Genomic DNA, 9,434 nt, shown 5'->3' with positions numbered 1-9,434 from the left:
AGTTGCTCCACATAAAGAACGGCAAGAATGGCAAGGAACGAATCCTTCCAATCGATCCGGATGTCGCGGTGAGACTGTTGATTTCCACCCAGAACTGAGCCGGATCGGCGCGTAATTTCCACTGAGAAGTGAGCCATGTGAACCTTTCCCCAAAGCGGTGAGCGGCGGGGGTAACGGGAGTGATCCACATGGGACTTTTGAACATCATCCGACGCATGCACTTTCGGCAGAAGCTGTCGGTCCGCGAGATCGCGCGGCGCACCGGCCTGTCGCGCAACACGATTACCAAGCACCTGGCGGGGGGCACGATCGAGCCGAAGTTCGCCACGCCGGACCGGCCGAGCAAGCTTGATCCTTTCGCCGAGAAGCTGGCCGGCTGGCTGAAGACAGAAGCCGGCAAGTCGCGCAAGCAGCGGCGGACGCTGAAGCAGATGCATGCCGATCTCGTCAAGCTTGGCTTCACCGGCTCCTACGGCCGGGTTGCAGCGTTTGCGCGGCAATGGCGGACAGATCGCCAGCGCGAACAGCAGACCACGGGACGCGGCACCTTTGTTCCGCTGTCCTTTCGACCGGGCGAAGCGTTCCAGTTCGACTGGAGCGAAGACTACGGGCATCTGGCCGACGATCGCACCAAGCTTCAGATGGCCCACATCAAGCTGTCCCACAGCCGGGCCTTCCTGTTGCGCGCCTACCCGCTCCAGACCCACGAGATGCTGTTCGATGCCCACTGGCATGGCTTCCGTGTGTTCGGCGGCGTGCCCGAGCGCGGCATATACGATAACATGCGCACGGCGGTGGACCGGGTCGGCCGAGGCAAGGAGCGGCAGGTCAACCTCCGCTTTCTGGCCATGACGAACCACTATGTCTTCGAACCGGAGTTCTGCAATCCTGCCGCAGGCTGGGAGAAGGGACAGGTCGAGAAGAACGTTCAGGACTCCCGCCGCCAGATCCTGCAGAAGATGCCGGGCTTTCCCGATCTTGACATGATGAATGCCTGGCTGCAGCAGCGTTGCCTGGAGGTGTGGCAGGAGACCCCGCACGGCACGCTGCCCGGCACGATCCATGACGTCTGGGCTGCGGAGCGGGCCGCACTGATGCCGTTGCCGCCCGCCTTTGACGGCTTCATCGAGCTGAGCAAGCGCGTCTCGCCCACCTGCCTGATCAGCTTCGAGCGCAATCGCTACAGCGTGCCGTCGTCCTTTGCCAATCGCCCCGTCAGCCTGCGGATCTACCCGGACCGGCTGGTTGTCGCGGCCGAGGGCAACATCCTGTGCGAGCATGGTCGCGTGTTCCAGCGCAATCACCAGGTGCCGCCGCGGACGATCTACGACTGGCGGCATTATCTTGCTGTTCTTCAGCGCAAGCCCGGTGCCTTGCGCAATGGCGCGCCCTTTGCCGAGTTCCCGCCTGCCTTCCGGCAACTGCAGGAGCAGATGCTCCGCAAACCCGGCGGAGACCGCGAGATGGTCGACATTCTCGCCCTGGTTCTTCAGCACGACGAACAGGCCGTGCTGACCGCGGTGGAGTTGGCCCTGGCCGAGGGCGTGGCAACCAAGACCCATGTGCTGAACCTGTTGCACCGGCTGGTCGACGGCAAGCTCATTGGCGGGCCGCCGCTCGATACCCCGCAGGCTCTGGTTCTCCATCGCGAGCCCAAGGCCAATGTCGAGCGCTATGACGGCCTGCGCACCCCCGTTGCAGGAGGCCGTCATGCGTCATGATCCTGCCAGTGGCGCCATCGTCATCATGCTCCGCAGCCTGAAGATGCATGGCATGGCACAAGCCGTGACGGACCTGATCGAACAGGCTGCGCCGGCTTTCGAAGCGGCCGTGCCGATCCTGTCCCAACTGCTGAAAGCCGAGATGGCCGAGCGCGAGGTCCGCTCCATCGCCTACCATATGAAAGCGGCGCGCTTCCCGGCCTACAAGGACCTCTCGGGCTTCGACTTCTCGACCAGCGAGATCAACGAAGCCACGGTGCGACAACTGCATCGTTGCGAGTTCATGGACGGAGCACAGAACGTGGTCCTGATCGGCGGACCGGGCACCGGCAAGACCCATGTGGCGACCGCCCTTGGCATCCAGGCCATCGAGCATCACCGCCGCAAGGTCCGCTTCTTCTCCACCATCGAACTGGTCAATGCCCTCGAACAGGAAAAAGCCAAGGGAAAAGCCGGGCAACTTGCCGAAAGCCTGACCCGCCTTGATCTCGTGATCCTGGATGAACTGGGCTATCTACCGTTCAGCGCCTCGGGCGGGGCGCTGCTCTTCCATCTGCTGAGCAAGCTTTACGAACGCACCAGCGTCGTCATCACCACGAACCTCAGCTTCAGCGAATGGGCCACGGTCTTCGGCGATGCCAAGATGACCACCGCGCTCCTCGACCGCCTCACCCACCGCTGCCACATCCTGGAGACCGGAAACGACAGCTTCCGCTTCAAAGCCAGTTCAGCCGCCGCAACGCGCCAAAAGAAGGAGAACAATCACGCCTTGACCACTGAATGACCGGAAATCCATAGTCAGAGGTGGCTCACTTCTCGATGGAAATGCCGGCTCAGTTCTGGGTGGAAATCAACATTGAGGGGAAGCGCGTTACACCGCACACGCTCCGCCACAGCACCGCGATGGAACTATTGCATAGCGGTGTCGACCAAGCGGTCATCGCGCTTTGGCTCGGCCATGAATCCGTGGAAACCACCCAGATCTACATCCACGCGGATATGCGTCTAAAGGAAAATGCGCTCCGACAGGTGACTGCACCGGGGGTCAAATCCAGCCGATACCGACCAGACGATCAGCTGCTGGCCTTCCTCGAGTCGCTCTGAATATGCCGAATGACCGCATGGCCAAGGCCAACGCTCTAAAGCGTGGGCACTGGCCATGCGGCATAATCCTGATCCCGGCATAATACGCCTTATGCCGAATTCGGCATAAAGCATACTGGAACCCCCAGAGGCCGGTGAGGTCGAGCTCTCCAGCGAGGCGCAGCACGAAGCCGATGACGGCCTCGACATCGCCGTGCTCGTCATCATGGAGCCAGAGGGTGCTGTCCTCGGGCGCGTCCTGGCGCACGAGGTCGAAGCCCGCGACCTCCTGATCGTCGGCGTCCTGATCGGTTGCGCGCAGTTCCTCGAACAGCGCGAACTCGCGGGCGGCCTTGTCTGGGCAGCCGACGTCGAGCAGGCACGAGAAATGGGTGAAGTAATCCGCCATGGGGACCTCCTGAATGGGGAAAACCCGGCCGAGAGGCCGGGCACTCGATTGGGATGAAGGGGTGGTTGGGGGCGATCAGCCGGATGGCTCGTCGCCCGCCGCCTGTCGCGCGGCATGGGCGCAGAGCATCTGCCGGTAGAAGCGCCTGCGCGCTGCCCGAAAGCCGCGAACCGCGCGCGTGTCGGGGTGGAGCGCCCTGACCGCCGCCCGAAGGACGGCGTAGGGCGAAGCGGTCGCCGACAGGCCGAGCCGATGATAGGCCGGATCGGTCATCTCAGGTGACCTCGATCACGGGCGAGGCGAGATGCGGATCGACCAGCGTTTCGATCCGCTCGGCCCGGCCCATCCAGGGTTCGGGCCGGATAGCCTTCACCCAGTCGGCGAAACTCGGGATGAAGCCAAGGTCTTCCTTAACATGCTGCTCACCGATCCACCGGGTCGGGATGATGCGTCCGGTCGACAGCGTGAGGGTCTGGCCGAAAATCGTCTCGGCCATGAAGATGCCCTCGGCATGGTGGCGCAGCGCCCGGTGCCGGAAGTCCGCTGTGATCTCCTTGCTCTGGTCGACCAGGCATGCACCGCGATGAAGTCGTCGACCGTGCCGCCCCATTTCTTCACCGAGGACAGGGCGTGGTGATAGGGATGTGCCATCGCCGCCTCCTCAGAAATCATGGGTGTAGAGTTCGGACGAGGTGTACCGCTCGTTGAACTCGAGATGGATGCAGCGGGCCGCGGCGTCGAAGCAGAATTCGCCCCAAGCGCCGTCGTTGTTCTCCCAGCCGCCATGGGTGTCGGAAAGGAAGTCGTAGGCCAGTTGCTCGACGACATCTTCGAGCGAGAGCTGGCGCATCTCGACCTCGGGGTCGTCCCAGGTCAGCGCGGCGTATTCGATTTCGGTGGCGGGGAAATCGACGGCGATCTCACCGGACCATGCGCCGATGCTTTCGATCTGGCCGCTGTCACCGGCGCCGTCAAAGGTCACGGTGACATGGGTGATGCCGGCAGCCATCAGGCCATCGAAGAGGCGGTCCTTGTTGCCGGGGCGCAGCGCTTCGATCCGGGCCGCGCGTTCGGCATGCGCCGCGAAGATCTGCGCCATGTCGACGGTCGGGGGTGCCATCGGCGGCGCGAGGGTAGGTTCAGTCAGGTTCATCGGGTGTCTCCGGTAAGGGGAAGGATCGGAGCCGGGCCGGGCGATCTCTCTCCCCCGGACAAGCTCCAAATCCCCCCTGCCCCTCTCTGTCTCTCGGACCTCACGCAGCAACCTGCAGCGCCCGGGCGGCGAAGGCGCGCCAGAGCGGGTCGACGAGACGCGCATCCAGAAGATCGGCACGCTGGCGCAGCCGAGCCGCCAGATCGGGCTCACCCCAGGCCGATGCGCGGCCCGCTTGCGCGCGCAGCTGGCTTGCCTCGGTCACCACGCCCCGCGCTTCGGCTGCGCTCGTGACCGGGTGGCACCAGGCGACGGCGTGGTCGCTGGCGGCCCCGGCCAGCACCAGGCGCTCGTCGCGGTCAAGGATGGCCAGAAGCTGCGGCGCGGCATCAGGGGCTATCCCCTCGGCGTGGTCGATCGCGTCCTGCATGGCCTCGGCCAGCGTCGCGAAACGGGAGAGGACGAGCGGAACCGCGCGGCCCGACATGAGATCAGCCGGTGCGCGGCGCGACAGGGTCAGGGCGAAGGGGTGGTTGGGGTCGGTGTCGCCCGAGGGAAAATGCGGCGGTACGCCCCGCGCGTAAGCGGTCGGGTGGATGGGCAAGGGCAGGTCGAACATGGGAGTATCTCCGACGGCGCGGGAAGCCTCTCTCCCCGCCTCATCCGTCAAAGACCAAACCGCCGCCCTCTTCCTAGAAGGGGCGGCGGCTGCGGTTCGGAAAGACGCGTCAGAGCTTGCCGAGAGCCCGCAGGCTCAGCTCGGTCCCGGCACCGACGATGATGTGGTCGTGCAGCGTGAGGCCGAGGTACTTGCACCCCTTCTGGATCTCCTTGGTCATGCTGAGATCTGCCTCCGACGGCGTTGGATCGCCGGACGGGTGGTTGTGGATCAGGATCAAGGCGCTGGCGTTCAGCATCAGCGCCCGCTTGATCACCTCGCGCGGATAGACCGGGACATGGTCGACCGTGCCGGTCGAGAGAAGCTCATCGGAGATGATGCGGTTCTTGCGGTCGAGATAGAGGACGTGGAAACACTCGATGGGGCCACGAACGGTGAGCGCGCAATAGTCCATCAACGCCTGCCAGCTGCCGATGACCGGGTTCTGGCTGAGGTAACGGCCGAGGATATCACGGGCTTCGAGGACGATGGTTTCTTCCTGGGGGGTCATGGGGGTTCTCGCTGAAATGCGCAGGCCGAAGCCCCCTGCCCTCTCGGGGCGAGGCCAGTAGCGTGCGTGTGGAAGGGGAGTGCGCGACCGCCGCGCGCGAGGGCGGTCGCGATGTCGGGCCCGGCGTTAGCCGACCCGGTCGAGGAGCTTCTTGGCCCGGCCCTCCATGTCGAGGCGGGCATCCTGCTGGGTCTTGTCGCGCGCAAGCCGCGTGATGCCCTGCACGAAATCGAAGATGCTTTCGGGCGGGCGGCCCTCCTCCATCAGCACCTTCTCGATGATCTTGCCTGATTCGGTCTTCGAGAAGCCGCGCTTGCGCAGGAAGTCATCCCGATCCTCGTCCGTCCGCGCCACGATCTGCTGCCGCGCGGCCTTGATACCGTTCACGAAGCCCTGTGGCGAGGAATTGGCAAACCGCGTCAGCGCCGGTGCCGCCTCATGCGCGAAGCGCGAGGCGGCGTATTTCGAGTGGCGGATGGTGATCTCCTGGAAATCCTCGACGCCCCAAAGGTTCCGGTTCTGGCACACCGCCCGAAGGTAGAAGCTCGCCATGCCAAGGGTTTTCGCGCCCACCTCGGAATTCCAGCAGTAGAAGCCCCGGAAGTAGAGATCGGGGGAGCCGTCGGGCAGCGTACCTGAGGGGCCCATGTTGTCTTTGGGTCTACTGCTTCACTGTCCGCGGCAACGACCACCTGAATGCTAGAACTGGAACCACGATCCATTGCAGGACCGGCGTCAGGCCTGTGCCGAGGATGGGCAGGCGGGGCATGGCCTCACGGTAGGTCCAGCTTTCGCGGACTTCGGTGTTCAGCCATTCCGAGAAGACGGTATAGCCCAGGGCAAACAGGATGGTCGCCCCGGCGACTGCGCCAAAGCGAGCGTGCGGCCAGGCTTTGCGGTCAAGCAGGGCCAGCGACAGAAGCAGGCAGATGCCGCCGATCATCACGTCTCCGACCGTGCAGTGCAGGACGGCATAGGCGATTTCGCCCGGGCTGCCGGTGACCCAGAGTGTGTAAAGCGGCAAGTGCCCGATCTCCCACACCAGGTTGCCCGCCGCCATCGCCGCCAGAAAGCGCAGGATCGTCTGTCTGGCGGCGAATTGAGCGGCGGGCGGGGTCATGGGGCCGTGCTCACCGCGTCGGTCCAACTGGCACCCCCGTCCCGCGACAGGACCAACCGGCCCTTCGCCGACAGGGCCGCCAGGCGCAGTGGATCGACCGAGGTGGTGGCCAGGAACAGAAGATAACCGTCGGGCAGGTCGGTGGCGACCGGCGTGACCTCTCCACCTTTTCCCAGGGTCACCAGACCCTGCGACAGGTCCACCGCCCGGACAACGCCATCCGCCCCGGCATCGACGGTAGAGACGGGGACGCCTTCGATCACCGGCTGCCAGGTGGCACCCCCATCGGGGCTGAGGAAAAGGCCGCCTTCGGTCGCCGCGTAAAGCTGGGCGGCGTCGCCATGGGCGGTGGCGATGTCGATCAGCTTCTCCGGCGCCTCGCCCGTTTCCTCCCAGGTCACCCCGCCATCGGCGCTGCGCTGGACGCGGCGGTCGTGGCCGATGCCGTAGATCACCGACGGATCGGCGCGGCTGACCTCCATGTTGTGAAAGTCGACCGGCCCGTCCAGCCCGTCCGAGACATGGGTCCAGCTTTGCCCGGCATCGTTGGTCTGGATCACCCCCATGTTGCCCCCCGTCGCCGGATGGCCGCTGGCAAAAGCGGTGCCGGGGCTGGTCAGAACCGCGGAATAGCCCATGAAATCGTCCTGCGAACCCCCGAGCCGCGTTGCGGTGCCGCTTTCCAGATCGACCGACCAGAGCCCGTTGTGGGTCGCAAGCGTCAGGCTGTCCGGGCCGCCGGGTCCGGGGCCGATGCCATGGACATGGGTTGCGGACATCAGGTCCGCCAAGGGCAGGCTGTCCTGCGCCATGGCGGGCGTGGCCAGCAGTGCGATCAGGCCAAGGCGAAGCATGTGACGGTCCCCCTTCATGCCGACACCACGAATTCGGTCATCATGCCGGTGGCGAGGTGCGGCATGTGGTGGCAGTGCAGCATCCACCGCGCCGCCTCGCCCGCGTCAAGCGCCACGGTGACCATGCCCATCGGCGGGACATGGACCGTATCGCGCCGCGCCCCGTTCACCGCGCGCCCGTTCAGGGCAACGACTTGGAAGTGATGGCCGTGCAGGTGCATCGGATGGGCCATCATCGACATGTTGTGGAAGGTGAGGGTGACGCGCTCTCCGCTGCGAGCTTCCACCGGGCGATGGGTGCCCCAGCTTTGCCCGTCGATGGTCCAGAGATAGGGCATCATCGACCCGCCCAGCATCAGGGTGTCGCTGCGGTCCACCGGCCGGTCCGCCAGCGGCACCAGCGCGCTGAACTGCGCTTCCTGCGTCAGGTTGCCCGAGAAGGCCGGGTGCGCCTCGTTCGAGACACCTGATATCCGCTCCACCACCGTGCCCTTGCCGGCAAGGATGATTCCGGTCCGCTCGACCGCCCCCTCGCGCAGCGCGAGGATCGGGAAGGCACCTCCCTCAGCCGGCAGGTCCAACTCGATGTCCAGCCGCTGACCCATCGCAAGGCCGAAGCGGCTGCCCGCGACCGGCTGGATCGGGTTCCCGTCCGTGGCCACCGCCCGGCCCTGCAGCGTGCCGGTGTCGATCCAGAACACCGTCGCGGCCGAGCCGTTGATGATCCTCAGAAGCACGCGGCCGCCCTTGTCCACCGCGACGACCTCGGGGTCGTCCAGCGTGCGGTCGTTGGCGAGATAGGCGTCGAAGTTGAAGTCGTTGAGGTCCATTGCCCCCATCGACATGCCGTCCATCATCCCGCCGTCCATCATCCCGGCCATGTCGTGGCCCATCGACCCCATGTCCATGCCGCCCATGTCATGGCCCATCGCGCCCATGTCATGCGCCATGCCGCCCGTGCCGCCGGTGATCTCGGCCAGCACCTCCTCGGCCGGGCGGAAGCTGAGGTCGTGGAGGAGGATCACCACCTCCTGCCGGTCGGCCGCCAGGTCCTCGGCCCGCCGCACGATCAGGGGCGCGGCCAGAAGCTCCATCTCCTGCACCGGAATGTGGGAATGCATCCAGTGCGTGCCGGGGGTGGCGGGAAAGTCGAAGGACCGCCGTTCGCCCGCGGTCAGGGCGGGTTTCGGCATGTCCGGAACGCCGTCCTGCGCATTGGGCGGGATCTGGCCGTGCCAGTGCAGGATGGTCGGCGTGTCGAGTTCGTTGACGAGGTCCAGCCGGAACGCCTCATCCGGGTTCAGGATCAGGCCGGTGGTGCCCTGGTCGTTCAGGATGCCCTTCACGCTGACGGCGCGGCCGCCGATGTCCAGCGTCCGGGTCGTGGCGCGCAACAGGCGAGGGGCGGTTTCGGCCCGCAGGCCGAAGGGAAGAATCAGGGGTGCGGCAAGGGCAGCGCTGGCGGCAAGGAAGCCGCGACGAGAGAGTTTGTGCATGTCAATGCTCCGAAGAAGGCAGGCGCCAACCGCGCCCGGGTCTGAAGGGAAACGGTTCAGACAAGGCCTTTCGGCGGGCGTTCGGACGGGTCAGGGCGTTCCCGCTCGATCAGTCGGGCCACGCGCAAGGGGGCAGTGCGGACGGTGACGAAGGGTGTGGTGACAGCTACAGGTGGGATCAGGATCGCAACGACGGCGCAGAGCTGTTTGCAAGTCTGAGCGGGATGGCCGGAGACGGGCATCTGATGGTCCGTCCCATGCGCCGCATGCATCCCCGCCGCTGCCACCATCGCACAGCCCGACTGCGCCTGGGACGGGGCCAGGGGCGCCAGGATGAGGGCCAGCGAGCAGAGCAGGGCGAAGAGGCGCAGCATTCGATCCGTTTAGCCTTTGCAGCAAGGGTCGCAGCTTTGTTCGAGGGCGGACATG

At 65.5% G+C, this 9,434-nt stretch carries 13 protein-coding genes and 2 pseudogenes; 3 read left to right on the top strand and 12 right to left on the bottom strand.

The features are described from left to right. The coding region (locus tag HS053_RS22215; protein ID WP_206677653.1) for a hypothetical protein at positions 1 to 190 on the bottom strand (190 nt) is incomplete at its 3' end. Here HS053_RS22215 and istA point away from each other — a divergent pair. The 3 genes from istA to HS053_RS20930 are packed head-to-tail and all read left to right on the top strand — an operon-like array spanning position 189 to position 2,825. Beyond that, positions 189 to 1,721 carry an IS21 family transposase gene (gene istA, locus HS053_RS20940; RefSeq protein WP_071166599.1) on the top strand — a complete coding sequence of 511 codons (1,533 nt, stop codon included), beginning with the start codon at positions 189 to 191 and terminating at the stop codon, positions 1,719 to 1,721. The genes HS053_RS22215 and istA overlap by 2 nt on opposite strands. Further along, the gene (gene istB, locus HS053_RS20935; protein WP_071166598.1) at positions 1,711 to 2,505 is read left to right on the top strand and encodes an IS21-like element helper ATPase IstB; all 795 of its coding nucleotides are present in this window, start codon (positions 1,711 to 1,713) and stop codon (positions 2,503 to 2,505) included. The genes istA and istB overlap by 11 nt, the downstream gene beginning before the upstream one ends. 35 nt (positions 2,506 to 2,540) lie before the next feature. After that, positions 2,541 to 2,825 (top strand): tyrosine-type recombinase/integrase, encoded by a 285-nt coding sequence (locus HS053_RS20930; RefSeq protein WP_206677657.1) that lies wholly within the window; start codon positions 2,541 to 2,543, stop codon positions 2,823 to 2,825. Here the strand turns inward: HS053_RS20930 and HS053_RS22430 are convergent. The 11 genes and pseudogenes from HS053_RS22430 to HS053_RS20875 all read right to left on the bottom strand — a co-directional run bounded on the left by HS053_RS22430 (position 2,767) and on the right by HS053_RS20875 (position 9,379). Next, on the bottom strand, positions 2,767 to 3,213 hold the full coding sequence (locus HS053_RS22430) for a hypothetical protein (RefSeq protein WP_241699968.1): 447 nt from the start codon (positions 3,211 to 3,213) through the stop codon (positions 2,767 to 2,769). The two genes, HS053_RS20930 and HS053_RS22430, sit on opposite strands and share 59 nt — an antisense overlap. Positions 3,214 to 3,288: 75 nt before the next feature. Next, positions 3,289 to 3,486 carry a hypothetical protein gene (locus tag HS053_RS20920; RefSeq protein WP_174213183.1) on the bottom strand — a complete coding sequence of 66 codons (198 nt, stop codon included), beginning with the start codon at positions 3,484 to 3,486 and terminating at the stop codon, positions 3,289 to 3,291. 1 nt (position 3,487) lies between these two features. Beyond that, a pseudogene (locus HS053_RS22425) lies at positions 3,488 to 3,864 on the bottom strand (DUF6915 family protein). Positions 3,865 to 3,874: 10 nt separating this feature from the next. After that, positions 3,875 to 4,366, bottom strand: a complete 492-nt coding sequence (locus HS053_RS20910; RefSeq protein WP_174213182.1) for a DUF6878 family protein — start codon at positions 4,364 to 4,366, stop codon at positions 3,875 to 3,877. Positions 4,367 to 4,466: 100 nt separating this feature from the next. Beyond that, on the bottom strand, positions 4,467 to 4,985 hold the full coding sequence (locus tag HS053_RS20905) for a DNA repair protein RadC (protein ID WP_174213181.1): 519 nt from the start codon (positions 4,983 to 4,985) through the stop codon (positions 4,467 to 4,469). Between the two features lie 109 nt (positions 4,986 to 5,094). Continuing rightward, the gene (locus HS053_RS20900) at positions 5,095 to 5,535 is read right to left on the bottom strand and encodes a JAB domain-containing protein (RefSeq protein WP_174213180.1); all 441 of its coding nucleotides are present in this window, start codon (positions 5,533 to 5,535) and stop codon (positions 5,095 to 5,097) included. 126 nt (positions 5,536 to 5,661) lie between these two features. After that, positions 5,662 to 6,174: pseudogene (locus HS053_RS20895) on the bottom strand (DUF932 domain-containing protein); the annotation flags it as partial. 22 nt (positions 6,175 to 6,196) lie between these two features. After that, positions 6,197 to 6,655, bottom strand: coding sequence for a hypothetical protein (locus HS053_RS20890; RefSeq protein WP_174213179.1), 459 nt, complete (start codon positions 6,653 to 6,655; stop codon positions 6,197 to 6,199). After that, entirely contained in the window at positions 6,652 to 7,509 is an 858-nt protein-coding gene (locus tag HS053_RS20885) for a WD40/YVTN/BNR-like repeat-containing protein (protein ID WP_174213178.1), read from the bottom strand. The genes HS053_RS20890 and HS053_RS20885 overlap by 4 nt, the downstream gene beginning before the upstream one ends. 14 nt (positions 7,510 to 7,523) lie before the next feature. Continuing rightward, positions 7,524 to 9,005, bottom strand: coding sequence for a multicopper oxidase family protein (locus tag HS053_RS20880; RefSeq protein ID WP_174213177.1), 1,482 nt, complete (start codon positions 9,003 to 9,005; stop codon positions 7,524 to 7,526). Positions 9,006 to 9,061: 56 nt separating this feature from the next. Next, positions 9,062 to 9,379 carry a hypothetical protein gene (locus tag HS053_RS20875; protein ID WP_174213176.1) on the bottom strand — a complete coding sequence of 106 codons (318 nt, stop codon included), beginning with the start codon at positions 9,377 to 9,379 and terminating at the stop codon, positions 9,062 to 9,064. Between the last annotated feature and the right edge of the window lie 55 nt (positions 9,380 to 9,434).

The organism is Tabrizicola fusiformis (assembly GCF_013328815.1).
Classification (GTDB): Bacteria; Pseudomonadota; Alphaproteobacteria; order Rhodobacterales; family Rhodobacteraceae; genus Fuscibacter.
Note: the sequence above shows the minus strand (reverse complement) of the source record. Positions and strands in the feature narration are given on the sequence as shown.